Source organism: Sphingobacterium endophyticum (assembly GCF_009733535.1).
GTDB classification, from domain to species: domain Bacteria; phylum Bacteroidota; class Bacteroidia; order Sphingobacteriales; family Sphingobacteriaceae; genus Sphingobacterium; species Sphingobacterium endophyticum.
In genome coordinates, this window is sequence record NZ_SMMI01000005.1 from 154953 (window position 1) to 179217 (window position 24265).

Genomic DNA, 24265 nt, shown 5'->3' on the forward strand with positions numbered 1-24265 from the left:
GTCTTTTAATAGCTATTATTGAATATTAATCTTTTTAAAATCTCGCTCTAGGACTATATAATTATGGCCCTGGTCATCTTGCTGAAACGCAACCTTAACGCCGTCCACTGTCACTTGTTTCACTTCAAATGGTAAACCAATCAAATACAAATGAAAATCAGAATAATTCGGCGTGTAAATCCCGTCTTCACCTTGTACGATATTGACTTGACCTGAGTCCGAGGTGGCAATAAAATGTTTTTCCACATATACGCCTTGCTCATAAGCAAATGTTTCTCCATGGTCTGAATATAGATTGGATTCATGTTCACCCTCAGAATAATAGAAATTCAGTCTCAAAGACTCTATCCTTTGCTCTCCAGTAAACTGCATGACTGGATATTCCGGAATAATCGATCCACCACTAACAAAAAATGGCATCTCATCCATTGGTGTATCAATCGTATATTCTTGCCCTCCAACATAGTAGCTATTATCAAAATAATAATACCACGTTCCTTCAGGAAGATAAACAATTTTATTTTGCTGACCGGGATGAAGAACCGGAGATACCAATAACTGATTTCCAAATCCAAATTCTTCTTCCCTTACCATATTCTTAGCTTTCTCTTGCTCCATCAGGGCAATTGGCCTTAAAATTGGTTCCCCATATTTATGTTGCAACCAAAAGGTTGAATAGATATAAGGTAAAAGTTTATATCGTAATTCGATAAATTTCTTACATATAGCTTCCCATTCCGGACCGAAACTCCAAGGCTCGCGGTCACGTGTATCCCCCGCAGAGTGAACACGCATAAATGGTGAAAATACCCCAAATTGCATCCATCTCGTGTACAATTCCCCATCTGGTTCCCCCGTAAAACCTCCAATATCGGTTCCACAGAAGGATAAACCTGAAACCGACAAACGCTGTAACTGTAAAGTTCCTATGCGTAGATGTTCCCAAGTTGCAATGTTGTCACCTGTCCAAACAGAAGAATATCGCTGTGTACCTGCATATGCTGCCCGAGTAATCGTAAATGGACGCTTGTTCTTGTATAATTTCTTTAACCCGTCGTACGTCGCCCTAACCATCTGCATACCATAAACATTATGTGCTTTACGGTGCGACCCACGATGACCTTCAAATTGATGCCTTACATCATTCGGAAATGTTCCTCGACCAAAAACTGCCGGTTCATTCATATCATTCCAGAATCCTGCTACACCATCTTCAACTAATCCTTTGTATAAGGTTCCCCACCATTCCCTAACCTCCGGATTGGTATAATCCGGAAACTGACAGCGACCTGGCCATACAAATCCTTCCATGAAATAATCATCCCCACGACGGCAAAAATAGTTGTTGTCCTTCCCTTGTTTGAAAACCCAATAATTCTCATCAACCTTGATTCCCGGATCGATCATCACCACCGTCTTAAAACCATTGGCATTCAAATCGGAAATCATTTTCTTAGGATCTGGAAAATAACGCTTGTTCCAAGTGAAACAACGATACCCATCCATATAATCGATATCTAAATAAATAGCATCACATGGAATTTCTCGCTTCCTAAATTCGTAGGCTGTTTCTCTAACTTTATTTTCAGGATAATAGCTCCATCTACATTGATGGTAACCTAAACCCCACATAGGTGGCATATAGTGAGTACCTGTTAATTTATGATAACGTTTTACAACATCCATCATTTTTGGACCATGTATATAGTAATATTGCAACTCACCACCTTCCGACCAAAAACTAGTTTGATCTTGATGTTCTGCTGCAAAATCAAAATAGGTCTTAAAGGTATTGTCAAAGAATATCCCATAGGCCGAACCTTCAGTTACTCCAATGTAAAAAGGAATCGTCTTATATAATGGATCTTGATTAAATGCATAAGAATAGGTATCCGAGTTCCAATTTTTTACGCGTTTTCCCCTTAAATTTAAGTTTGTCGCCTTATCTCCTAATCCAAAAAAGGCTTCATCAGATTCAGCATGTTTGGTGCAATAAACATAGTAACCTCCAAAATCAACATTCTCCTCCCAATGCATCGGAGAATGGTCGCGGTTCATAATTTTCTCATCCGTATCCGCAAATGCAATATTGAAATCAGATTTACGAATCAAACATACAACTGAATTTGTCTTGACTTTATAATAAGTATCGTCTTCAACCAGTTCATAACTTACGTAATTGTCGCCCTTAAAGCTTATTGCATAAGAAAAATCAACTAAAAATGAACCTTCCGGTGCTAATCTTACTCTAATAATATCTTCAGAAAAAACCTTTACCTCAACCTTGGAACGTCCATCTGAAAAATAAAAAGAATTCAATTCTTGGGTATAACCCTTAACCTCAGTTAAATAAAGCTTTTCAATATTTGGTAAATCGAGAACAGGATTGTTTACATGATGTATTCCTTCATCTAAAATATCAGGGTTAGGGAGCAAGTCATTTGCGAAATCTTCCTTCTTTGTAGTATCTGCCATAAAATTTTTAATCTAAATAGGTAATAGACAGTGTTAATGTCAGTTTTAATTTACAATATATTTTAAATAAAACAATGTTATTAAAAAAATTCACTACCACATATCACAAATTGTACCTGCTTAGCTACATGATTTTACCTGATAATATCATCCTATTGTTGTAATACAAGAAAAAAACAAGAATTACCTTAAAAATTCGTAATTTTGTGAGCCTTTTTAAATTCTAGCCCCAGTAAGGCTAGAGGGCATAATAATACATCAGTAGAATAACATGAAATTATCTCAATTCAACTTTAATCTTCCTGAATCATTACTAGCATCTGAACCCTCAGAACAAAGGGATGAATCTCGTTTAATGGTTTTACACCGTGATAGCGGAAAAATCGAACACAAGATTTTTAAAGATGTTCTTGATTATTTCGATGATAAAGATGTAATGATCTTAAACAACACCAAAGTATTTCCTGCAAGAATGTACGGTAATAAAGAAAAAACTGGTGCTACTATCGAAGTATTCTTGTTAAGAGAACTTAATAAAGAACTACGTCTTTGGGATGTTTTAGTTGATCCGGCTCGTAAGATCCGTGTTGGAAATAAATTATATTTTGGTGATGATGATTTATTGGTTGCTGAAGTTGTTGACAACACAACTTCTCGTGGACGTACAATCCGTTTCCTTTTTGATGGTACAGATGAAGAATTCCGTAAGAATATTGAAATCTTAGGCGAAACTCCACTTCCTAAATACATCAAAAGAAAAGCTACTCCAGAAGATAAATTCCGTTATCAAACCATTTACGCGAAAAATGAAGGTGCTGTTGCAGCTCCAACTGCTGGTCTTCACTTCTCACGTGAATTGATGAAACGCCTTGAACTAAAAGGTGTGGATTTTGCAGAAGTAACTTTACATGTAGGCCTTGGTACTTTCCGTACAGTTGAGGTAGAAGACCTGACTAAACATAAGATGGATTCTGAACAGTTCATCATTTCCGATGAAGCGGCTCGAATCGTAAACAAAGGAATCGACAACAAACGTAAAATCTGTGCGGTCGGTACAACCTCTATGCGCGCAATCGAATCTTCTGTTTCAGCTGATAAACATTTGAAAGCAGCAAACGACTGGACTTCAAAATTTATCTATCCCCCTTACGATTTCAGTATCGCCAATTCGATGATTACTAATTTCCATACACCGCAATCAACACTTCTAGTAATGATTGCTGCCTTCGCAGGATATGAAAATGTAATGAATGCTTACGAAGTCGCTGTTAAAGAAAAATACCGCTTCTACAGCTATGGCGATGCCATGTTAATTATCTAATTAAAGTATTACTCCTTATATACTCAACGCAGGTCCTTGTACCTGCGTTTTTTTTGTCCTTTACCGATTCAGAAAACAATCAGCAAGGATTTGATTTTTATTTTCCTTAATTTACCCATCTATTTAACTCATTACGAATGCCACAGAATTTCGTCATTATAGTTGCTGCAGGGACCGGTTCTAGAATCGGTGGGAACCTTCCTAAACAATTCTTGAATTTGGATAATAAACCTATCCTGATGCATACAATTGAAAAATTTGAGAATTCAGCAAGCAAACCGGAAATTATTCTGGTCCTTTCTAATCTAATGCAAGATTTTTGGGATTCACAATGCAAGGAATTTAATTTTACGATTCCCCATAGCAAAACAGTCGGTGGATTAACTAGATTTCAAAGTGTTAATAGTGGCCTGGAATTTATCAAGTCGAATTATAAAATAGATGAGAATTGCAAGATAGCTGTTCATGATGCAGCAAGGCCATTGGTGAGCAGCCATTTAATAGACGAACTGTTTCAAAATTGCAACCTCGCTAAACCAGCAATTATTCCAGCTGTAAAAAGTAGCAATTCTGTTAGGATAGGAAATCAAAATGATAGTCATGCCGTCGACAGGGAAACTGTCTGGCTAGTTCAGACACCGCAAGTTTTTATGGCGGATTTGTTGGTCCAAGCATATCAACAAGAAGAGGAAAGTACCTTTACTGATGATGCATCGGTCGTAGAAAAGTTGAGCAATAACGTCTATCTAATCCCAGGAGATCCTCAAAATATGAAAATTACCTTTCAGGAAGATTTGGTCATTGCTCAACATTTATTTGATAAATCTAAGCGTTACCTCTGATTATTCTTAATAATACCACAATGATGGCAATTACCAACAAAATGTGAATAATACCGCCAGATGCATAACCTCCAAAGAAGCTAATTGCCCAAATAATGACGAGAATAACAGCGATTAAATACAAAATATTTCCCATAATAGTAAAAATTTGAATTTTGTTTAAATAGTTTATTCAATGATTGTAATTTCAAAAGGATAAACAACCCTAGAGAACAAATTGTTTTAAACAACTATTTATTTTTACTAAAATTCTAGTACTAATTGATCATAAGCTACAAAAAATCCGTCTGGAAGCATATTTTCAATATCAATATGTTTTCCAAAACGATGCGAAATATGGGTTAGGTAGGTTTGATTGGGTTGGATACGATTGGAAACTTCAATAGCTTCATCCAATGTTAGATGCGAAATATGGGGTTCTTGCTGCAAGGCATTCAAAACTAATATTTCCACACCCTCCAGCAATTCATAGGTTTCCTCTGAAATAGTCTTCGCATCGGTAATATAGGCGAAATTGTCAATTCTAAACCCCAAAACAGGCATTTTATAATGCATGACCTCTAAGGGCATGATTGCCTTACCATAAAGTTCAAAAGGTTCTGCAGGAAAAATTTCCTCCAATTCCAATTGTGGTACACCCGGATATTTATAATCGCTAAATGCATAATAAAATTCCTTCCTTAATGCATCATGTGTAGCTTTGTTTGAATAGATCGGAATAGATTGTTGTTGCTGATAATTAAACGCCCTTACATCGTCTAAACCCGCAATATGGTCTTTGTGAGAATGAGTCATTAACACAGCATCTAATCGCTGAACATCCGCACGCAACATCTGATACCTGAAGTCTGGCCCTGTATCAACAATAACCGTATGATCATTATAATCCATCAAAATAGAAGAACGAAGACGCTTATCACGCCTATCCTCAGAATGACAGACCGAACATGGACATGCTATAACCGGAACTCCTTGCGAAGTTCCTGTACCTAAAAATGTTATTCTCAAACCGTAATCCTTGATTTTTTGATATTTTGATAAAAAGATCTCAACTTCTCCTGAATCAAATCCTCATCTACATCCATCGTCTCTAGAATCTGAAGCAATGAAACTACTTTCATATCGACCGTTGAAAACTTATTGACCACAACAACTCTTGAATTTTGCAATACGCAAGCCCCGGTCCTAAACGATCCTTTCTCGTATCTTAATTTATAACCGAGGTCGCCAAACAACGCCTCCAACTTATCTAAACTTCCCTGTGTTAATGAAATCATATCAGTTCCTCATCACAATTTAACAATACTGCAAGAATTATTCAATTCATGACTCTTTCTTGTTCGTAATAAATTTATGGGCATATTGGCTTAAAAAACCTGACCCGTAGGCTATTAACTGCGTGTATGCAGCAATAACCGATAATATGGCAACCTTTAGGTTTTTAGTCGTGAACAATGCATGCAAAAACAACATCAATGTATACAGAATTAAAAAAAGATTCCCTATCAATCCCATCATATGCAAGAAATACATCTCATCCATCGTCAAAAGATTGATCACATTGATCATAAATAAAAATATTAATCCCAAAACAAAGACCGCCGGCAATGCATGAACTGGTTTTAATTCCTTTGGGTACAAACAATAGATGTCAATCCTCCCCTTTCCAAAATTATGGGTTTGTTTGTAGAACTGTTTAAAACTTGTCCTGCGTTTGTGATAAACAAATGCATCGGGGATCAACCTTACCTTAAATCCGGAATTAATCATTCGAATACTGAATTCTATATCCTCCGATCGCCTAGAAAGTTTGAATCCTCCTGTTTTTTCCCATACTTCTCTGGAAATTCCTAGATTAAAACTCCTTGGATGGAATTGTCCTACATGATTTTTATTACCTCGAATTCCACCTGTGGTAAATGGACTCGTCATCGAGTAGCTTATGGCCTTCTGTATCGGCGTAAATGATTCATGCGCCGCATCCGGTCCTCCAAATGCATCTAAGTTATTTTCCCTGATGTCTTCCATGACCTTAATAAAGTAATCTTTTGGTACGATGATATCTGAATCAAAAACGATAAAAAAATCACCTTTCGCTCGTTCAAATCCGTAATTTCGAGCAAAACCCTGACCTTCATTCTTTTTGAAGTAATACTGTATATTAAGCTTGTCTTTAAACTTATTTACAATATCTTCTGCTTTATTCTTAGAACCATCCTCAACAATAATAACCTCAAAATTCTGATACGTTTGATCTAAAAGAGAGGTCAACATCTCTTTGATCTCTGCTGGTCTATTGTATAAAGGTACGATTACCGAAAAAAACATATTAAATGACTTGATCTACGTGATATTTATTGCGGTCAGAACCATTCCTGGAAACAAGTTCTGCTACAAATCCCGTTAAAAACATCTGTGATCCTATTATAATTGCTACCAATGCCAAGAAAAACAGCGGCTGATCTGTGATATTCCTGTAAACCGTCCCATTGGCAATGCTCATCAGCTTTTCACAGATTAACCAAATGGTAATGAAGAATCCTAACAGAAAACTTATTACCCCCAATGGTCCAAAAAAGTGCATCGGTCTCTTCGCGAATTTTCCCACAAAGAAAATGGACATTAAATCCAAAAAACCTTTCACAAACCTGCCCGGACCAAATTTCGTAGTACCATATTTTCGAGGATAGTGTTGTACAACTTGTTCCTGAATATTATTAAATCCCGCCCATTTGGCCAAAACCGGAATATAACGGTGCATCTCTCCGTAAACCTCTATACTTTTAACAACATCTTTCCTATAGGCTTTAAGGCCGCAATTGAAATCGTGGAGATTATCGATTCCGGACATGCTTCGGGTAACCGAATTAAATAGCTTCGTCGGAATAGTTTTGGTCAATGGATCATAACGCTTCTTCTTCCAACCAGAAACTAAGTCGGCACCTTGATTTTTGATGCGATCATAAAGCTCTGGAATCTCATCAGGGCTATCTTGAAGGTCAGCATCCATCGTGATAACAACATCCCCTTCTGCCGCCGCAAAACCAACATTCAAAGCCGCTGATTTCCCATAATTCCTCCGAAATCGAATGCCTATAATATGCTCATTCTCCTTCTTCAAATCCTTAATTACTTTCCATGATCCATCTTTACTCCCATCATCGACCAATACGATCTCATATGTAAAATGATTTGCGTCCATAACGCGCTTGATCCAAGCCGTTAATTCAGGAAGTGATTCTTCCTCGTTGTATAATGGTATTACTACTGAAATGTCCATAATTAATAAAGAACAAAGGTATCATTTTTGGATGATACCTTTATCATTTAAACTTATCCGTTTATATTATACGTTGCTGTCGTTATTGTTGTTATTGTCGTTATTCTGCCATGGATGTGCATCCCCTGAATCTGAAGATACGGGTTTGAACAATGGCCTTTCTTTCTTGAATATTGCCGCAAAAATTAATGCTAACACAAAATATAGCAATAATGAAATCGCCAAACCTTTCAACACCTGACCAATAGATAGTGAACCTAATGCTTCTTTCTGGTCATCCAACATCTTTAAGGTTGTATCAATTTGCTCATCCGGAATATTATTAGCTTCCATCATTTCAATGGTCAGGTTTTGTGTATTCTCAATCGCTTCAAATTGAAGTGATGGATAAATCATATTGAAAATATTAATTCCGATTAAACCAATTGTCGCAGTAACAGCAAACATAATGAAGATATTTTTTAAAGCTGTTGAAAAGTCCCAATAACCTCCAATTGCTTTCCTTAATTGAAGTACAAAATATACTGCTATTGCTAAAAAAACCACATAATTCACAATTACATTAATGACAGATGATAACATTAATGCGGTTGCTGATTTGGATAGATATAAGGAAAGTATTGATAGAACAAGCGATATCACGCCAAGAATTAAACCATAAATAATAGCTTTTTTCTTAACATCGTTGTTGATTACTTGAGTAGAATCCATAATTTATGCGTTATATTTTATAATTAGTTGTAATAAAGCAAGATCAAGTGCTTTGTTTGGAGCAGCTTCTGAATACGCATCCAATTGCCCCTGACTTGGTGATTGCTCATTGAAAAACGATATTAATGGATAAAATAGATCCACTAATTCATCATCCTCTCTTAAGCCCTTCGCAATTTTTGCAATCTCTGCATAATTGCTCTCAACTAAGATTTGGTTAGCGATTACCTTCTCGTAAATTCTATATTCATCTTGAAACTCATCTTCCTCAACAAGCAAAAATTCCTTTAAAAAGTCATCTAATGATGGTTCAACCTCATCATCGTCACACTCCTTAAGGTATAATAGGATATTCAATAATTCTGAGCCTCGGTCCAATGTATCTTCTTCGATCGTTTCCCATTCCTCTGAATCTAAATAATCCTCTTCTAATTTCTGAACATCCTCTGCAAAGAAATTAATCATCAACAAATCGAAACAATACTCACGTAATTCATCGAAACGTAAATGATCATCAAATACAGCATCCATCGCACCAACCTTTTCCATAAAGGGCTTTTCCAGTTCGAAAGCTGCCGCCAAACCTGGAAGGATCTCTTGTCCGTCTAGCTGGTCTATTGCTGCATAGCTGTTTACAGCCGCCTCAAGGGCATTTTTAACTTTATTATCCATATGTATTAATTGATGTGCAATTTATTGTTGTTTATTACCGCCAAAACCTGGCCGGTCAGTTCCTGGCCAAATAATGGGCTGTTTGCTGACTTTGATTTATTTGTCTTCTTATCAAATATCCATTTTTTCGTTGGACTAAACAAGACTAAATTAGCTTCTGCTCCTTCTGAAAGTGCAGGAATGTCAAGTCCTAAGATTTTTCTCGAATTAATGGAAAGTTTCTCCACAATCTGCTCTGGGCTTAAACCTGCTCTAATTAACAAAGGCAATACAGTCTGTGATGCAATAATCCCATTTTTGGCAATCTGGAATTCCACCTGTTTAAATTCAATTTCCTGTGGTGTATGCTGTGAAACCACCGTATCAATGACTCCATCCTTTAAGCCCTTAAGCAATGCTTTAACATCTCTCTTGGTACGTAATGGTGGACTTACTTTATAATTGCTGTCAAATCCTTTGACATCCTCATCTGTAAAAACCAGATTATGTGCTGCTACATCGCAAGTAACCTTAATTCCTTTAGCCTTAGCCTTTTTAATCAGGTCAACTCCTTCTTCTGTTGAGATAGTAGCAAAATGAATTGGAGCCTCATTGTATTCGGCCAAGAACAAATCCCGGGAAATCATTACAGATTCAGCTAGATTTGGAATGCCTTTCATCCCGAGGTATGTACTAACCTCCCCTTCATTCATTTTACTGTCTGCAGCGATAGAATCATCTTCAGGAAAGGCCATAATCAATCCTGAAAATCCTTTTGCATAGAGCAATGCTCTTGACATTAATCCTGCTTGTTGTATGCTATGCGTACCGTCACTAAATGCAACAGCTCCGGTTACTTTCATATCGTAAAGCTCCGCCAATTCATTTCCTTCACGTTTCTTACTGACGGTTCCAATGGGATACACATCAACAAGGTTTCCCTTCGATGAATTAACGATCAAGGCAACCTCAGAACGGCTATGTATAGGTGGATTTGTATTGGGCTGAACAGCAACGGCCGTAAATCCGCCCGCCGCTGATGCTGCTGTTCCCGTTTGGATATCTTCTTTCGTTTCATATCCCGGTTCCCCGAAATTAACGTTCAAATCCAAAAATCCAACCGATAGAAATGAACCCTTGCCATCGATTAACTGAAGCTTCTTGTCATCCGTCTTGATGTTCTTGCCAATCTGTTCGATCTTGCCATTCCTTACAAGTACGTCTACCGTAGTCAAATGAAGTGGATGTCCCGCCGACACCAAAGTCGCAGAATTAATTAATATTGTAGCCATGAATTGAATTGAAAATCAAAAAATTGTGCTGAAAGACTGTGTTTAAGTTGAAGAAACAACCAACCATTCCAAAGGTATTTTTCCAATGAGCATTTTCAAAAACCTTCTTCAAGTATAAAAACTCCTTATTCGAAGATATTAACAGCTGTTTCATTAAAAAACAAAAATACAAATTTCACTTGAATACTCTCAGAAAAAACATAAAAACCTATTTTCCCCAACGGAATGTCTCTAAGTCAAATCCTGCCATATCCAACGCCCTGTCAATTACTGTGGCTGCCAGCTCCTCAAAGGTTTGTGGCCTGCTGTAAAAGGATGGCGATGCAGGACAAATAATCCCACCTGCCTGAGTTATGGTCGCCATATTCTGTATGTGAATGCTGCTTAATGGCGTCTCTCTTGTTAAAAGGATCAACTTACGTCGCTCCTTCAGAATAACATCAGCCGCCCTCGTCGTAAGGTCTGAAGAAATACCATTCGCTATGCGTGCCATCGTCCCCATCGAACAGGGTACAACAAACATCGTCTCATACTTTGCCGAGCCGGAGGCAAATGGCGCCATGAAATCATGCTTCTCATAAGTCGGAAAATCATAGTTCTCGTACGAATTGTTATCCAACTCAAATCGCCAAACATCTTTTGCATTGTCGGACATCACTAATCCAACCGCCTCAATCTGCTCTGATAGCTGTTCAAGCTTATCTAACAATACCTTCGCATAGATGGAACCTGATGCTCCTGTAACAGCTACAACAACTTTTTTCTTCCTCATGTTACAAAACTATAAAACCTTAAGCAATTAAAGACCATAGAATTCCCTTTAAATCTCAACATCCAGAATTTAGGATCCTAACCCAGAAAATATCAAAAAAACGTATTTTGAGCAATTCAATGGATATATTGAATAAAAAAGGGTCGAATAAGATTTATTCGACCCTACATCTACCTATGAAAAACATGCCCTTGGGGAGGGCATTACAAAAGTAAAAAAATCATCAGAAAAGTTATAAAACAACCTTTTACAATTCGGATTTTGTAGATGGATAGCTACAAATATTAAATAGTGTTCGTTACCGACCAAAAAAAATTGTATAGATTACATTTATTAACAGAAAAAATTTTATAGGAATCAGTAGAAAATTAAGGCTTTGGTAATATTATTTTAACTTTTTTTTATTTATTTCGTAACGCAAAATTAGGACTATGAGTTTAACAGTACTTGAAGAATATATAGAAACCGGAAATTACCAAGATTTAGATTTATTGCTTAGCCAAAACCCAGACCTTGTTAAGGAAAATACCAGCCATGACATATCTCCCCTTTTGCTGGCTTGCTATTACCAAAAAAATCAAATCGTACAGGTGATCCTCAAGTATATCAAAAGCATTACAATCCATGAAGCTAGCGCCGCCGGACTAACCGAACAGGTCCAATTCATGATCGATCAAAAGCCTGATGTTATCAACGAACTATCCGGACATGGATTTTATCCCTTGGGAATCGCATCTCACTTCGGAAAAGAAGATATCGTCAGAATTTTATTGAGAAATCGAGCTAACCCGAATTCTTCATCCCAAAACGGATATCAAGTATTTCCCCTTCACTCCGCACTGAGCAACGGTTTCGACAATATCGCTAAAATGCTGATCGAAGCAGGTGCTGAAGTTAATGTTTTGCAATCCTCCAGAATCAGCCCATTACATCTCGCTGCACAACAGGGAAATATTGACCTGATTATCATCCTCCTTGAACATGGTGCCAATATATCCATCAGAAATGATTTCGGTCAAACCGCATCGGATATGGCTTCAGAAAAAGGATTCCTGGAAATTGCTGAAATCCTTAAAGCTTAATCTCGCTTTATAATCGCCAATCCTATTCCACATTCCAAACATCGCTTTGGATTGCAATAATTCGCCCGCAAGTGCAAAACCGCCTGGCTCTCCATCGAATTACTGATGCTCAGCCCATAACCTATATACCTTTTGCTGACTGAATTTACTTCCGGCTTCAACTCTTCCAGCCATGAAATGGCTCTATCCATATACTCCTGACTTCCAATATACTTACCATAAGCGAACAGAACCAATACAAAACCATTGATAGCCAAAATATCAAAGAACTGATCGGTTATCTTTGGACTGTGAATCTTCGTTTCCTTTTCTAAATGAAAGTGGTTTTCCCAAAATCCGGGAATCATCAATGACTGGCAATATCCTTTCAACTCTTCCAAATTGATCGCGGAACCCAGCAAGGAAAACCAAGATGAAAACTGGCTGTACATGGCTGCCAATTGTGCCAATTTAATTGTCGGAAAGTTTTGTGGCCGCATACGCATTAACTTCCATTGAAAGGAATTCATCTCATTGAGCTTATGCATATTTTTAGATACTGGTACTGCTCCTTCAACTCCAATATATATGCCTCATGTCCCTTGTATGATTTCAAAAATCCGGCCTGACCAAAAAATAAACTATGTATCGCCTCCGAATTCCCTTTCAGCTTCTGAAGCAGCTTCAAATTAATGATCTGACTTAAATCCTGAAAAGCCTGCTTATTGACCCGCATCCCAAAAGAACCTGCCAACAGACTTAAACATAACCTCTCCCAATCTCCTCGATAGCTTTTTAACAACATCAACACCTGCTCATACCTATGCTCCAATCGCTCAACCCCCATTCTATTCAGTACCTGAATCTTCTGATATTCCGAAACTTCCCTCAATCCATAACTACATGGTAGCCAATGTGTATTCTGCAGCAACCTCTCAATTTTATCCAACAGATCCACATCCACCAAGCACTTCAGTTCTAAACACGGAATCAGCTGTCCGTCTGCCGAAAAGCACTTCTTCCCCTGCTCCCAAACAACATGTAGGATTACCGCATTATAGGCCTCATTGATGTCATGCCCATGCTGCACCCAATCCTCCGCATCAACATGTATTTCTACATGACCATGCCAATTATCTCCATTGATTTTCAACTGCGCAAAAAGAAGGTCCGGTCCAGCATCTGTATTATAATTCCCAGGATAAATCACCTCAATTTCTTCAGACCCCTGACAAACTAAATGAAATGGCTTAAACAACCTAAATCGCCAGATAAAATGAAGGATCTGCTCGGGAATTTTCATAATTAAAAGTAGGTAAAATTTTCCTTATAGGAAAATATTTTGACATAAGATAAGAGACTTAAGACTTTTCCGAGATAGTTGAAAAACATTTGTTGTAAAGAAAATTAAATCCCATAGAGATATATTTTTTAAATCTAGTAGATAGATCTTTGTATTTTTTATAGAATTAAATAGTTTAATTTGGTTGTTTTATAGGTATATATATAAATTAAATCTTCTTAAGAATCCTTAAATTATCATTTCCTACCATAACTTCTTCAACGGTTTTTCCAATAACTTTCGGAGCTTCTATTCCCTCCGTCCAGGACTCTGAACCGGTAAAAATCCTTGCTTCATCCCAAAGACCGGCTTCGATAAATTGATCCAGGGTTTTCCTGCCGCCCTCAACGAGAATAGACTGCACATCCATCAGATAGAGTTGATATAAGATCTGCTGCGGCAGATACAGATCAAAATTTTCTAATTCGATATACTTCCTATTCCCCTGCCAATCGGTTTTTACAGCATTGAAAACTATCGTTTCGGCAGCATCATCGAAAATCGCAGAATCTGTTGAAATCTCCAGGTGCTTATCGATCAAAATTCTTTTGGGATTGCGACCAACCCAATCTCTTACTGTCAGACTTGGATTGTCGATCTCTGCCGTTCTTTTTCCTACCAAAATTGCGTCCTCTTCCGAACGCCACTTATGCACCAACTGCTTGCTGGCATTATTGCTAATCCATCTCTGCCCTTCCAAGGGTGCAAAATATCCATCTGCCGTTTCTGCCCATTTCAAAATCACATACGGCCGGAATTCCTTCAGCTTCGTAAAGAACCTCCTATTAACCCACTTGGCCTCCTCCTCCAAAACTCCAACCAAGGTCTCTATCCCCGCATATTGAAGTTTTTTCAAACCCAAGCCGTTAACTTTAGCAAAGGGATCCAAACAGGCAATCACTGCCCTTTGAAAGCCCATTTCCACGATCATATCTGCACATGGTGGGGTCTTTCCAAAATGGGCACAGGGCTCCAAACTCACATAAATCGTACTTTCTTGAAACAATTCCCTCGCCTTTTCCTCTCCCAACCGCTCAACCACAGACCGAACCGCATTTACCTCGGCATGCGGACCACCATACGGCGATGTATAACCCTCTCCAATAATATCTTCTCCATGGACAATCACTGCCCCAACCATCGGATTCGGACTGGTTTTGCCTGCCCCTAAGACAGCCAAATCCAAACATCGCTTCATAAATTGTTCGTGCATGTACCAAAGGTAAAAAATCAAATCATCTTCCCCTTTCGTTTTTTTCCTATTTTTACCTGCATGAACAACATTGGCAGTATTCGACAAAAATTTATCGCTGAATTATCATCCATCTATGATCAGGACGAAGTCTTAAGCCTATTTCAAATTACTGCCGAAAAGATTCTGGGATTAAACCGTGTCCAAATTTCAATGAAATTGCAAGAAGCCCTATCGTCTGAGCTTGAAAACCAATTCAACACTATCCTACAACAATTACAAACTGGCCGTCCTATACAACATATTTTAGGGCACGCCCCCTTTTACGGAATGGATTTTATAGTTTCCGAAGACACCTTGATTCCGCGACCTGAAACTGAAGAATTAGTAGATCTAATTATTGCAGAAAACAAGGGCAAGGAAAATCTCAAAATTATAGATATCGGCACCGGAACTGGCTGTATTGCGATCAGCCTTAAGAAGCACCTGAAAGAGGCCAGAGTATCTGCTGTGGATATTTCTGCGGAGGCAATTGCCATAGCAAAGGAAAATGCCAAAAATAACGAAACGGCCATTGATTTTCGCTGTCTCGATATTTTAGAATGGAATGTTGTATTTGATGAAAATGAGTATTTCGATATTATTGTAAGCAATCCACCCTATATTACCCGAGAGGAGAAAAAGGATATGCATCGCAATGTCATACATTTCGAGCCACACAGCGCGTTATTTGTGGAAGATGCTGCCCCACTCCTATTTTACGACCATATTTCCTCATTCGCCCTTAAACAGCTTAAAAAAGATGGAACTCTCTACTTTGAAATCAATCAATATCTTTCTCAAGAAACAAGCGACCTTCTAAGCAAGAAAGGTTTTTCCAAGGTGGATATTATCAACGACATCAATGCGGTTCCCAGGATGATTCGCGCCAAATTTTAAATTTCCCTTCCTTTCACAATCTAAAGGCAAAAGCCTGGATTTCTTTATGGCTTTCCATTTTGGTATATCTCTGGTTTTTGACCTAATGTGACCATGTTTTGGTTGGGTTTCAGTCGTGTTTCAGTCGTGTTTTGGTCGAGACTGGTCCGCACCTTGCGAGGACATCGTCCACAGCTCGTCCGCTCACAAGCGGACGAGCTGTGGATTAGTTCAAGCTGAGCTGCGGACGAGACACGAGCAAAACACGAGCAAGACACGAGCTTAACTCAATCAAATAGCTGAAATGATCCTGCAAAAATTTAATGATTTCGGAAAAAATGCTTTAGGATATATAGGGTTTAGAGAGAAATTAAGGTCCAGCATGAAAAGGAAAAGCTCAAAAATGAGAATAAATGAGTATTATTATCGTGTACGATGAATATTTTATTCATTTTTTCAAACTGAAAAACAGCGACTTATTTGATTAAACACAAATTTAAGTTCAAAAGATTTGGCACGTATTGAGGTTTTTTCTACCTTTGCATCACTTCAAACAACGAAGGGTTCTTGTTAAAAGAACAACGATTCCGTAGCTCAGCTGGTAGAGCAATACACTTTTAATGTATGGGTCCTGGGTTCGAATCCCAGCGGGATCACGAAAAAAAGCTTCACAGAAATGTGAGGCTTTTTTTGTGCCCGCGGAATTCGAATCCATTTTTCAAAATTTTGTATTTTTGATAAAAATGAAACTGTTATGAAAACAGGCGATAGAGTTTTAATAGCTCCCCAAGTTACGGGAAGAGCAGATTGGACAGAAGCTACCGTTACTGAAGTTGAACAAAATCCCTATGTGGGAATTGTGATTACCGCAAAAGCTGATGATGGGGAGATTTTCTTTGAAAAAAAAGATATGTTTAGACTTTTGGACAACGAAATATGTACGCAATAGCTTTCGATGTGGGGATTTCGAATTTGAAAACGCATTATGGCGAACAGTGCCATAGTGCCTATTCTGAAGTCAAAAATATAATGGGCGATAATGATTTTTATTGGATACAAGGCAGTACATATATAACCGAGAAAAGTCTGATTGCCGTAACGATGGCGATGAATGCCCTTAACAAAATCGATTGGTTCAAAAAATCTGTTCGTGATATTCGAACATTCAAAATTGAGGATTGGTCTGACTTTACACCAATGTTTAAAGAAATTTAATCGCCTCAAATCTTCCAATAAATAGTTTGTGTTTTGTCCGAGCGGGATCACGAAAAAGCAACTTATTAGGAGTTTCTTTTTTAGTAAGTAATTAGTAGATTATTGTGAGATCGAATTAAATGCATAGAATCCTAAAACAATTTTTCGAGTTTAGCAAAAAAATGTTTTCATCTTAACTAAATAGGATACTGCAGCTTTTAAATTTCTTAGAAATGTCTTTTAGTTTTCTTGATTAATCTAATAATAACGAATGTTTGGGTTTTTCTCGACATAAAAGAATTCTCAGATAAAGAAACCTAGGTTTGAGAGGTTTTCTTATATCCATAGACAATGGCCTGGTCTAAAACCTCTATAATTATATCACTTAGTTTTTTAAACTTAATGCAATATCCGGTTAAGATGGCCTTTCCAATTGATTTTCCAAAGGTATTAATCAAATACAATTTATCCTCAAGCCCTAAAATATAGACAGATATTCCAGAAGAATTTGAACTAATTCCTATTTGGAAAAGTTCTTTGGTCTTAGCACTAGTTAGATTACTTCTCTGCACACCATAGCCTATTTGAGGATTCGAAACAATTTTCCCATTAACATCCTTACCATCCAGATACCATAATTTACATTCGGGGAGAATTCCTAATATACGTTGATGAAGGGATTGCATTTCAGTTCTCTTGAAACCTTCTAAGCTCCCAATATATTGTTCAATTTGCTCTTTTATATGCATAACTATATTTGTTAACATTAGAAAATGTGAACTATTTCTTTCCCTAAATAAATTTCAAGTTACCAAGAATAAGTTGTTTTTGAATTTCCTTATGACAAGAAATGTAGGGGGTATTAAGCTTGGACTTATATACGAATTTCCAATAACACATGTATGGAGAACTTAAAAAGTACGAATGCCTTAGATGACTCATCAATTACAAATAATTTACCCTCATCAGGCTTCAAATATAAATCTGTAATGAATTTCTCCTCAGCATTTATTTTCTGTATAAGCTTATAGCAATTGAAGTAGGAATAATTTCAAAATGAAGTAGCCTAAATACAGTAGTATCAATAGTTTCTTGTTCCTCAAGATGTTCTATATTAACAAGGATGACCAAAATAAATAAAAAAATCTTTTTCATAATTAGGGAATAAATTTATTAGACAATTCAAAGAAACGAAATTGGAAGAACTAGTTGATTATAGGTAAATGCCAATAATGCCTCTTGGATCAGAAGTACTATTTCTTTATAATCTTTTCAATCATAAAATATCCTAGAATCAAGAACATGAACGAGAACAATAATATGAGAATAAACTTATGTAAAGAATTCATCTGCCTTATACATCTGTCGAAAATTTTAAAACCTAAAGATCTATGCCTAGTTCGGAAAGCATCTTTGTTCGATTATTCATAAAATATTTGGTCAATCTGTATTGTTCTGTATCTTCATAAGCGACCAGATTAATCCCTTCAGCGGAGACTTGGTAGATGTCCGCATCGGGATAAGCCATTAATATAGGTGAATGGGTCGCGATAATAAATTGGGAAGACTTTTCCACTAATTGTCGGATACGGGTCAGCATATTCAATTGGCTGATAATAGATAGTGCAGATTCCGGTTCGTCAAAAATATAGAGGCCCTTTCCGTTCAGCCGATGATGCAAAAGGGCAAGAAAGCTCTCGCCATGCGAACGCTCGTGCAAAGAGCCTCCGTAAGAATCCTGAACAATATATTCGTCTACTGCCGTAGCAACGTTATAAAAACTTTCGGCACGCAGAAAAAAACCGTCTTTATTCCGATTTGCGGTACGTATCAGCTGGATGTCTTCGAACAACGCAGAATGGGAATCCTGTGTGGAAAAATTAAAATTACGGCTTCCTCCCTCCGGATTGAAACCTGCATTGATCGCAATAGCTTCCACTAAGGTAGATTTTCCGGATCCGTTTTCTCCGATAATAAAAGTTACTTCTTTGCGAAACTTCAGCTCTTCCAGATTGATAATAGACGGAATATTATAGGGATATGATGTACGACCAACCAATGGTCTATTGTTTCGTATCTTGCTGATATATATCATGTTTCATTTTAATTAAAATGTACGGAAACAGAAGTGGTTGGAAATTTAATAAATCGAACGATTCCTTTAAAAAATTTCTGTATATATTTCTAATAAATATATCTTCAGTCTTACTCCTTCCATAATATTTGCCAATGAATTCAAATTAACCTCCCCGAAACATCTATAGGTCATCAGCATGATCTCGTTCATTATAAGCTAAAAGCAACCCTCAGATCCCGATAACAAAATAGCTCAATACAAGCGGTTTAACACCACTGTCCATCAGATTGCTTATTATAGAGCCCAAAGCTGCACCAACTGAGAAAAATATCGTGCCATAGATTGAGGAAGCCATTCCTGCAACATTTCCTAAAGGTTCAAGTGCCAGTGCACTGCTATTAGGTTCAATACTCAGGTTAATAGCCATCATCAATGTAACTGAAATGAAAAATAAGAGCATTGATGGAGGATCTCCAAAGCTTATTAAGACTAACATCAAGCATGCTGCTATGAGGGTATAAAAAATGAGCAAAAATTTTATTGTTCGTCTAGCTCCATATTTTGTTGCTAAGTACGAGTTGATAAAAGTTGATAAAGCCATAAAGAAACCCATGCTACCAAATATTCATGGGAATAACGAAGGTTTGCCATAAATCCCGCCAATGATATGCTCCGAGCTAGACACATAAGAACTGAGTGCGGTAAAAAGCAGGGTAGTAATTCCAGTATATCGAAGGAAAGTTCGATTCCGTAGAACTGAGCCTATCGATTTACCAATGCTGAAAAAATTCAGGGGTATTCTTTTAATCTTTGGCAAAGATTCTTTTAGCCTTAGCGACCATAAAAAAACGATTACAGCAAATAAAGGAGGTGCTAAAAATACAGCTTGCCATGAAGCGATATGCAAAATTGCCGATCCTAAAAATGGAGCAATGACAGGCGTAAAGAGAAAAATGGTGAAAATAAGGGACATGATACGTGCCATTTCATTTCCTGCAAAGCGATCCCTTACACCAGCGATAGTGGTCATAAAAACCGCTGAAGCTCCTACCCCGGCTATAAAGCGCGCAGCAAACATTAACGACAAACATGGGGCAAAAGCTGCAGCAATCCCGCCAAATATATAAAGGGGGAAGCCAATTCGAAGAATAGGTAAGCGTCCAAAACGATCAGAGAGCACTCCAAAGACAATCTGAGAAATCTGGCCAAGGAAAAAGTAGGAGATGATTTTTGCAGTTTCCGTTGATTTAGGGTCAAGTCCAAAATCTTTTCTCAATTCACTGAATGCTGGAAGCATGATATCAATTCCTAAAGCGGTCAGCATCATTGTTGAAGCCGATAGCGCAATAAATTCTCCCTGTTTCATTTTCATAATAATCGATTATATTATCGTGCTTTTCTCATCATGGGACGTAAGATGGGAGAGCTACCCGATTGAATCTCTCCGATAACTTCAAAACCATGACGTTCGTATAGTGAGATATTTTTAGGGTTTGATGATTCGAGGTAAGCCATTGATCCATCATGGTCAACTATCTTTAATGCTTCAATCATCAGTGCAGAACCCACTCCCATATTTTGATATGCCGGATCTACACCAATCATCGGCAAATACCAGTGTGGTTCCGAAGGACGGAATTTCTCCATCTGTTGAAAAATATTTGTCATATCCTGTTTTATCTCCTTGCATACATTTTCGTTAAACAACTTAGTTAATTCTTCCTCATCAGATCCCAGTCCAGGCGGTAGCCATAGGGCAATACCGGCGAAGCTTTCGGCCATATAAGCAGTACCCTTTTCGAATGCATTTCCACCAAATGCCATTCCGATGGAAGAAAAAATTTCCAGATATTTTTCAGCATTTGGCAGTGACCATCGCATCATGGGATCAATGCTAAAGGCAAGAGTCAAAGCGCTTATAGCTCGCGCTTCATCCTTATGTTGGACAATTCTTATGTTCATTTTTTTTATTTATTATCGCCTGCCTATACAGACGTTTTTTTATTGTTTATACCTTGGATATGGGGTCCCCTTCCCTGTTTCACACAATAACCTCATGCTGCGAAGGAATAGTGCCCAATCAAAACTGCAGGACGCGACATGATCATTATAATTTTTCCATCCTTGGTGATGAAAAATCAAGACGGTTCCTTTAACATGAGGTTCCAGTTCAAAAATCAGGCTGGTACCGATCCAATCTTCGTAAGCTTTCAGGCAACGCCACTTTACTAGCCTATATGGATGCAAGGCTTCCACCTGCATTTCCTTTGTATATTCGGGTTCGAAAGTGAACTTCAGCACGCTTCCTACTTCGTGCCTTGCCACAGTATTTGGTGTCCACCAGCCTGAAAGGCCTTCTTGTGTGGTAATGGCTTCATATACTTTTTCAACGGACTGATTAATAAGTAACCGATGATGAATAGCCGGATAGTCATATCTATCTTCTGGAGTAACTGATGGCATTGTAGTTAAAGGATCCTCTTTATCCTTTGCTGTGGGATTTCCATTCCCGGTAACAATAAGGCTCTTCAAACTGTCTTGTATATAATGGGTCCAAGCATTACCACAAACTTCATAACATTCCTGGGCAGGTACCAGTCCCTGGTGCGTAAAAACCAGCTTGGTATTATTATTTTCAGATATATCAAAAATAATCTTAGTCCCTTTCCATTCTGTTTTATTTTCAAAATAATGATTGGTTGCCTCTAGAATCAGCCACTCAATTCTCTGTTGGTTGAGTTCGGTAATCCTAATTTTTGTGGTAAGATATTTATCACGATAGATAAATACACTACCGGACTTGGTTGTATCGCCTTGAATGTTTTCTGACCACCAGCCTCGAACATTATTGATGGCATCAAAAACCTGTTGTGCTGTAGCCCTCACTATAATCTTTGTTGTGAAATCTTGCTGTCTCATAATTCATCCTTTTATTCGATAAATATTGGGTATCTAACCATTTATTATATCAAAGATACAGACAGATAATATACTTAACAGGGTGCAAAATAGACTTTACGCTAGGTTGATTTAGACAACTAATAAAACTAACTTTACAATTAGAGGCAATTTTATTTCGAACCTGAATACTAAAAACGGAATATATGAAACATCTAACCCTATTAATACCCGATGTTCAGACAGGACCAAATACTGTGTCCTGTATTATTGGAGCCTACCATGCTTTTAGTGAAGCGAATAGTTACTTTAACAAGCTAGGGAAGCCATCGGTATTTAAAATAGAGTTGGTCGGAACATCAAATTCTTCGGAATTTGTAAACGGCTTGCTGACTATTAGACCGCAGTTCACTATTCAGTCGGTCCATAAAACTGACCTTATCATTATTCCGGCATTAAATGGTGAGTTTAAAATGGCTAAGCAACAAAATAAGTTATTGGCTGATTGGATTCGAGGACAATATAAAGTGGGTGCAGAAATCGCCAGCATGTGTACCGGTGCCTATCTTTTAGCGGCAACGGAATTACTAAATGGCAGGAGTTGTTCTATTCATTGGGATTCTGTTGAGCACTTTAGAAAGTTATTTCCTAAGGTGCATTTAAAGGTGGAAAAACTAATCACCGATGAGCATGGCATTTATACAAATGGAGGTGGATTTTCATTTTTGAACCTGCTTATTTACCTAATCGAAAAGTATTATAATCGGGAAACTGCTATATATTGCTCAAAGGTACTTCAAATTGAGATTGATAGGCAATCGCAATCGGATTTTGTGATTTTCTCAGGACAGAAATCCCATGGGGATGATATCGTACATAAAGCTCAAGCGTATATGGAAAGCAACTTTTGCGAAAAAATATCAGTTGAAAAGCTTTCTAAAGAGCTCGCAATCGGTAGAAGGAACTTTGATCGTCGTTTTATAAGGGCTACGGGTAATACACCAGTGGAATACCTGCAAAGGTTAAAAATTGAATCTGCCAAAAAATCTCTAGAAACTACGCGCAAAACTGTTAGCGAGATTATGTATGAAGTGGGTTATTCGGACCTAAAAGCGTTTCGGGAGGTGTTCAGGAAAATTACTGGTATTTCACCTTTGGAGTATAAAAACAAATATAACAAGGAAACTAGCTAAAGCCACAGAAAATAATCAATAGAAATAACAGCAACACGGTACTAATTCGGCTCCTTACTAAATTCTATTCAGTGTCAATTGGTATATGAACCAAGGTTTTACCCATTGCCTTCAGGACATCAATCGATTAACCGGAGGATGAATTTTCCATCAGAAAAAAAAGTCCACTTTATTCACTGAGGTCCAGTAATACTTAATTTGTTTTTCAGGCAGATAGCAAAACCCCTATCGCTTATTAAAAGCCTCTACCATCCTATATAGTTCAAGGACTCCATTTTCCTCGCTATTCTCAATACGGTCAATTCGTCCTCTTAGATCATAATCTATCCGGGTGTTCCCGATTTGGATAACCCTACCACGAAGATCATAATCGATACGCTTATCTCCTATTCTTTCAACTCTGCCTCGAAGATCATACTCGATACGCTGATCGCCTATACGCTCTACACGTCCTCGTAGATCATATTCAATATCCTGATCACCTATTCTTTCCAAACGTCCACGAAGATCATATTCAACATCCTGATTACCTATTCTTTCCACACGTCCGCGAAGATCATATTCGATATCCTGATCACCAACCTTAGAAATCCTATTTCTAAGATCATATTCAATTCTTTGATCACCCACCTGAGTAATTCTTCCCCGAAGGTCATAATCTATCCTATGATCTCCGATTTGGCTCACACGGTCTCTTAAATCGTACATGATTCTTTGGTCACCAATCTGCGATAATCGACCTCGAAGATCATAGTCTAAGTGATCGTCCCCAATACGGCTAATGCGTCCAGATAGATCATACTCGACGCGATTATTACCAGCTATACTAGCTTGTCCAGCATATAATGGAAGTGTATTCACTAGATTTCCTTTTCCATCCAGCAGAATTTTAGAGTTTCCTCTCTGAAGTGTAATGACATTATTATTTATGACATCGATAAGTTCTAAAGAGATTTTTTGCGCATGCAAGTAGGTCGAGAAAATGAAGAGTAGGAATGAAAAAATGAGAGATTTCATATGCCGAAATAAGGTTAACAATTATCAAT

The 24265-nt window shown here is 37.6% G+C and carries 25 protein-coding genes, 1 tRNA gene and 1 pseudogene; 8 read left to right on the forward strand and 19 right to left on the reverse strand.

Features of this window, described 5'->3' with window-relative positions:
- Positions 1–15: 15 nt before the first annotated feature.
- Positions 16–2475, reverse strand: coding sequence for a glycoside hydrolase family 31 protein (locus E0Y80_RS08605; RefSeq protein ID WP_156307259.1), 2460 nt, complete (start codon positions 2473–2475; stop codon positions 16–18).
- 271 nt (positions 2476–2746) lie between these two features.
- On the opposite strand from E0Y80_RS08605, the gene queA reads away from it, so the two are divergent.
- Both queA and ispD read left to right on the forward strand, forming a co-directional pair.
- Complete coding sequence (queA, locus tag E0Y80_RS08610; RefSeq protein WP_156307260.1) at positions 2747–3796, forward strand: tRNA preQ1(34) S-adenosylmethionine ribosyltransferase-isomerase QueA; 1050 nt, start codon at positions 2747–2749, stop codon at positions 3794–3796.
- A 137-nt stretch (positions 3797–3933) separates the two neighbouring features.
- Positions 3934–4638, forward strand: a complete 705-nt coding sequence (gene ispD / locus E0Y80_RS08615) for a 2-C-methyl-D-erythritol 4-phosphate cytidylyltransferase (RefSeq protein WP_156307261.1) — start codon at positions 3934–3936, stop codon at positions 4636–4638.
- Here ispD and E0Y80_RS08620 read toward each other — a convergent pair.
- From E0Y80_RS08620 to E0Y80_RS08660, 9 genes are all read right to left on the reverse strand, one after another.
- Entirely contained in the window at positions 4622–4774 is a 153-nt protein-coding gene (locus tag E0Y80_RS08620) for a lmo0937 family membrane protein (RefSeq protein WP_156307262.1), read from the reverse strand. The genes ispD and E0Y80_RS08620 overlap by 17 nt on opposite strands.
- 107 nt (positions 4775–4881) lie before the next feature.
- Positions 4882–5646, reverse strand: a complete 765-nt coding sequence (locus tag E0Y80_RS08625; protein ID WP_156307263.1) for an MBL fold metallo-hydrolase — start codon at positions 5644–5646, stop codon at positions 4882–4884.
- Positions 5643–5915: a hypothetical protein gene (locus E0Y80_RS08630; RefSeq protein ID WP_156307264.1), complete on the reverse strand. Its 273-nt coding sequence runs from the start codon at positions 5913–5915 to the stop codon at positions 5643–5645. Before E0Y80_RS08630 ends, E0Y80_RS08625 begins: the two co-directional genes overlap by 4 nt.
- Before the next feature lie 46 nt (positions 5916–5961).
- A complete protein-coding gene (locus E0Y80_RS08635; protein WP_156307265.1) occupies positions 5962–6966 on the reverse strand; it encodes a glycosyltransferase in 1005 nt (334 codons plus the stop codon).
- A gap of 1 nt (position 6967) precedes the next feature.
- Positions 6968–7918: a glycosyltransferase family 2 protein gene (locus tag E0Y80_RS08640; RefSeq protein WP_156307266.1), complete on the reverse strand. Its 951-nt coding sequence runs from the start codon at positions 7916–7918 to the stop codon at positions 6968–6970.
- Positions 7919–7984: 66 nt separating this feature from the next.
- The gene (locus tag E0Y80_RS08645; protein WP_156307267.1) at positions 7985–8629 is read right to left on the reverse strand and encodes a DUF4199 domain-containing protein; all 645 of its coding nucleotides are present in this window, start codon (positions 8627–8629) and stop codon (positions 7985–7987) included.
- A gap of 3 nt (positions 8630–8632) precedes the next feature.
- On the reverse strand, positions 8633–9301 hold the full coding sequence (locus E0Y80_RS08650; RefSeq protein WP_156307268.1) for a hypothetical protein: 669 nt from the start codon (positions 9299–9301) through the stop codon (positions 8633–8635).
- Between the two features lie 5 nt (positions 9302–9306).
- Positions 9307–10572, reverse strand: coding sequence for a dihydroorotase (locus E0Y80_RS08655; protein WP_156307269.1), 1266 nt, complete (start codon positions 10570–10572; stop codon positions 9307–9309).
- 208 nt (positions 10573–10780) lie between these two features.
- Complete coding sequence (locus E0Y80_RS08660) at positions 10781–11344, reverse strand: UbiX family flavin prenyltransferase (protein ID WP_156307270.1); 564 nt, start codon at positions 11342–11344, stop codon at positions 10781–10783.
- Positions 11345–11775: 431 nt separating this feature from the next.
- Between E0Y80_RS08660 and E0Y80_RS08665 the strand changes: the two genes are divergently transcribed.
- Entirely contained in the window at positions 11776–12426 is a 651-nt protein-coding gene (locus E0Y80_RS08665; RefSeq protein WP_156307271.1) for an ankyrin repeat domain-containing protein, read from the forward strand.
- On the opposite strand, the pseudogene E0Y80_RS20755 reads toward E0Y80_RS08665, so the two are convergent.
- Together E0Y80_RS20755 and ribD are read right to left on the reverse strand one after the other, a co-directional pair.
- Positions 12423–13708: pseudogene (locus tag E0Y80_RS20755) on the reverse strand (DUF2851 family protein). The gene E0Y80_RS08665 and the pseudogene E0Y80_RS20755 sit on opposite strands and share 4 nt — an antisense overlap.
- Before the next feature lie 208 nt (positions 13709–13916).
- Positions 13917–14960, reverse strand: coding sequence for a bifunctional diaminohydroxyphosphoribosylaminopyrimidine deaminase/5-amino-6-(5-phosphoribosylamino)uracil reductase RibD (gene ribD, locus E0Y80_RS08680; protein ID WP_231596000.1), 1044 nt, complete (start codon positions 14958–14960; stop codon positions 13917–13919).
- 60 nt (positions 14961–15020) lie between these two features.
- On the opposite strand from ribD, the gene prmC reads away from it, so the two are divergent.
- From prmC to E0Y80_RS08700, 4 genes are all read left to right on the forward strand, one after another.
- Positions 15021–15878 carry a peptide chain release factor N(5)-glutamine methyltransferase gene (gene prmC, locus E0Y80_RS08685; RefSeq protein WP_156307274.1) on the forward strand — a complete coding sequence of 286 codons (858 nt, stop codon included), beginning with the start codon at positions 15021–15023 and terminating at the stop codon, positions 15876–15878.
- A gap of 562 nt (positions 15879–16440) precedes the next feature.
- Positions 16441–16513: transfer RNA gene (locus tag E0Y80_RS08690), tRNA-Lys, on the forward strand.
- A gap of 98 nt (positions 16514–16611) precedes the next feature.
- Positions 16612–16806 (forward strand): transcriptional regulator, encoded by a 195-nt coding sequence (locus E0Y80_RS08695; RefSeq protein ID WP_156307275.1) that lies wholly within the window; start codon positions 16612–16614, stop codon positions 16804–16806.
- The gene (locus E0Y80_RS08700; protein ID WP_156307276.1) at positions 16794–17072 is read left to right on the forward strand and encodes a virulence protein; all 279 of its coding nucleotides are present in this window, start codon (positions 16794–16796) and stop codon (positions 17070–17072) included. Before E0Y80_RS08695 ends, E0Y80_RS08700 begins: the two co-directional genes overlap by 13 nt.
- A gap of 296 nt (positions 17073–17368) precedes the next feature.
- Here E0Y80_RS08700 and E0Y80_RS08705 read toward each other — a convergent pair whose 3' ends face one another.
- The 6 genes from E0Y80_RS08705 to E0Y80_RS08725 all read right to left on the reverse strand — a co-directional run bounded on the left by E0Y80_RS08705 (position 17369) and on the right by E0Y80_RS08725 (position 22047).
- Positions 17369–17800, reverse strand: coding sequence for a DUF1801 domain-containing protein (locus E0Y80_RS08705; RefSeq protein ID WP_156307277.1), 432 nt, complete (start codon positions 17798–17800; stop codon positions 17369–17371).
- 632 nt (positions 17801–18432) lie between these two features.
- Positions 18433–19146 carry an AAA family ATPase gene (locus E0Y80_RS08710; RefSeq protein WP_156307278.1) on the reverse strand — a complete coding sequence of 238 codons (714 nt, stop codon included), beginning with the start codon at positions 19144–19146 and terminating at the stop codon, positions 18433–18435.
- Between the two features lie 211 nt (positions 19147–19357).
- Positions 19358–19729 (reverse strand): MFS transporter, encoded by a 372-nt coding sequence (locus tag E0Y80_RS20610; RefSeq protein ID WP_197091523.1) that lies wholly within the window; start codon positions 19727–19729, stop codon positions 19358–19360.
- 24 nt (positions 19730–19753) lie between these two features.
- Positions 19754–20500, reverse strand: a complete 747-nt coding sequence (locus tag E0Y80_RS08715) for an MFS transporter (RefSeq protein WP_197091524.1) — start codon at positions 20498–20500, stop codon at positions 19754–19756.
- 14 nt (positions 20501–20514) lie between these two features.
- Positions 20515–21090: a GNAT family N-acetyltransferase gene (locus E0Y80_RS08720; RefSeq protein WP_156307279.1), complete on the reverse strand. Its 576-nt coding sequence runs from the start codon at positions 21088–21090 to the stop codon at positions 20515–20517.
- 39 nt (positions 21091–21129) lie between these two features.
- Positions 21130–22047, reverse strand: coding sequence for an SRPBCC family protein (locus tag E0Y80_RS08725; RefSeq protein ID WP_156307280.1), 918 nt, complete (start codon positions 22045–22047; stop codon positions 21130–21132).
- 185 nt (positions 22048–22232) lie between these two features.
- Between E0Y80_RS08725 and E0Y80_RS08730 the strand changes: the two genes are divergently transcribed.
- Positions 22233–23219 carry a GlxA family transcriptional regulator gene (locus tag E0Y80_RS08730; protein ID WP_156307281.1) on the forward strand — a complete coding sequence of 329 codons (987 nt, stop codon included), beginning with the start codon at positions 22233–22235 and terminating at the stop codon, positions 23217–23219.
- Positions 23220–23444: 225 nt separating this feature from the next.
- Here the strand turns inward: E0Y80_RS08730 and E0Y80_RS08735 are convergent, their stop codons facing one another.
- Positions 23445–24236: a hypothetical protein gene (locus E0Y80_RS08735; RefSeq protein WP_156307282.1), complete on the reverse strand. Its 792-nt coding sequence runs from the start codon at positions 24234–24236 to the stop codon at positions 23445–23447.
- Between the last annotated feature and the right edge of the window lie 29 nt (positions 24237–24265).

Excerpts from the sequence above, each read along its gene's own strand:
- queA (WP_156307260.1), top strand. The coding sequence starts at position 2,747 with ATGAAATTATCTCAATTCAACTTTAATCTTCCTGAATCATTACTAGCA.
- E0Y80_RS08710 (WP_156307278.1), bottom strand. The coding sequence starts at position 19,146 with ATGATATATATCAGCAAGATACGAAACAATAGACCATTGGTTGGTCGT.
- E0Y80_RS08730 (WP_156307281.1), top strand. The coding sequence starts at position 22,233 with ATGAAACATCTAACCCTATTAATACCCGATGTTCAGACAGGACCAAAT.
- E0Y80_RS08650 (WP_156307268.1), bottom strand. The coding sequence starts at position 9,301 with ATGGATAATAAAGTTAAAAATGCCCTTGAGGCGGCTGTAAACAGCTAT.
- E0Y80_RS08695 (WP_156307275.1), top strand. The coding sequence starts at position 16,612 with ATGAAAACAGGCGATAGAGTTTTAATAGCTCCCCAAGTTACGGGAAGA.
- E0Y80_RS08735 (WP_156307282.1), bottom strand. The coding sequence starts at position 24,236 with ATGAAATCTCTCATTTTTTCATTCCTACTCTTCATTTTCTCGACCTAC.
- E0Y80_RS20610 (WP_197091523.1), bottom strand. The coding sequence starts at position 19,729 with ATGGCTTTATCAACTTTTATCAACTCGTACTTAGCAACAAAATATGGA.
- E0Y80_RS08605 (WP_156307259.1), bottom strand. The coding sequence starts at position 2,475 with ATGGCAGATACTACAAAGAAGGAAGATTTCGCAAATGACTTGCTCCCT.
- E0Y80_RS08725 (WP_156307280.1), bottom strand. The coding sequence starts at position 22,047 with ATGAGACAGCAAGATTTCACAACAAAGATTATAGTGAGGGCTACAGCA.
- E0Y80_RS08720 (WP_156307279.1), bottom strand. The coding sequence starts at position 21,090 with ATGAACATAAGAATTGTCCAACATAAGGATGAAGCGCGAGCTATAAGC.
- E0Y80_RS08635 (WP_156307265.1), bottom strand. The coding sequence starts at position 6,966 with ATGTTTTTTTCGGTAATCGTACCTTTATACAATAGACCAGCAGAGATC.
- E0Y80_RS08645 (WP_156307267.1), bottom strand. The coding sequence starts at position 8,629 with ATGGATTCTACTCAAGTAATCAACAACGATGTTAAGAAAAAAGCTATT.
- ribD (WP_231596000.1), bottom strand. The coding sequence starts at position 14,960 with ATGCACGAACAATTTATGAAGCGATGTTTGGATTTGGCTGTCTTAGGG.
- ispD (WP_156307261.1), top strand. The coding sequence starts at position 3,934 with ATGCCACAGAATTTCGTCATTATAGTTGCTGCAGGGACCGGTTCTAGA.
- E0Y80_RS08705 (WP_156307277.1), bottom strand. The coding sequence starts at position 17,800 with ATGCATATAAAAGAGCAAATTGAACAATATATTGGGAGCTTAGAAGGT.
- E0Y80_RS08620 (WP_156307262.1), bottom strand. The coding sequence starts at position 4,774 with ATGGGAAATATTTTGTATTTAATCGCTGTTATTCTCGTCATTATTTGG.
- E0Y80_RS08715 (WP_197091524.1), bottom strand. The coding sequence starts at position 20,500 with ATGAAAATGAAACAGGGAGAATTTATTGCGCTATCGGCTTCAACAATG.
- E0Y80_RS08630 (WP_156307264.1), bottom strand. The coding sequence starts at position 5,915 with ATGATTTCATTAACACAGGGAAGTTTAGATAAGTTGGAGGCGTTGTTT.
- E0Y80_RS08655 (WP_156307269.1), bottom strand. The coding sequence starts at position 10,572 with ATGGCTACAATATTAATTAATTCTGCGACTTTGGTGTCGGCGGGACAT.
- E0Y80_RS08700 (WP_156307276.1), top strand. The coding sequence starts at position 16,794 with ATGTACGCAATAGCTTTCGATGTGGGGATTTCGAATTTGAAAACGCAT.
- prmC (WP_156307274.1), top strand. The coding sequence starts at position 15,021 with ATGAACAACATTGGCAGTATTCGACAAAAATTTATCGCTGAATTATCA.
- E0Y80_RS08665 (WP_156307271.1), top strand. The coding sequence starts at position 11,776 with ATGAGTTTAACAGTACTTGAAGAATATATAGAAACCGGAAATTACCAA.
- E0Y80_RS08640 (WP_156307266.1), bottom strand. The coding sequence starts at position 7,918 with ATGGACATTTCAGTAGTAATACCATTATACAACGAGGAAGAATCACTT.
- E0Y80_RS08660 (WP_156307270.1), bottom strand. The coding sequence starts at position 11,344 with ATGAGGAAGAAAAAAGTTGTTGTAGCTGTTACAGGAGCATCAGGTTCC.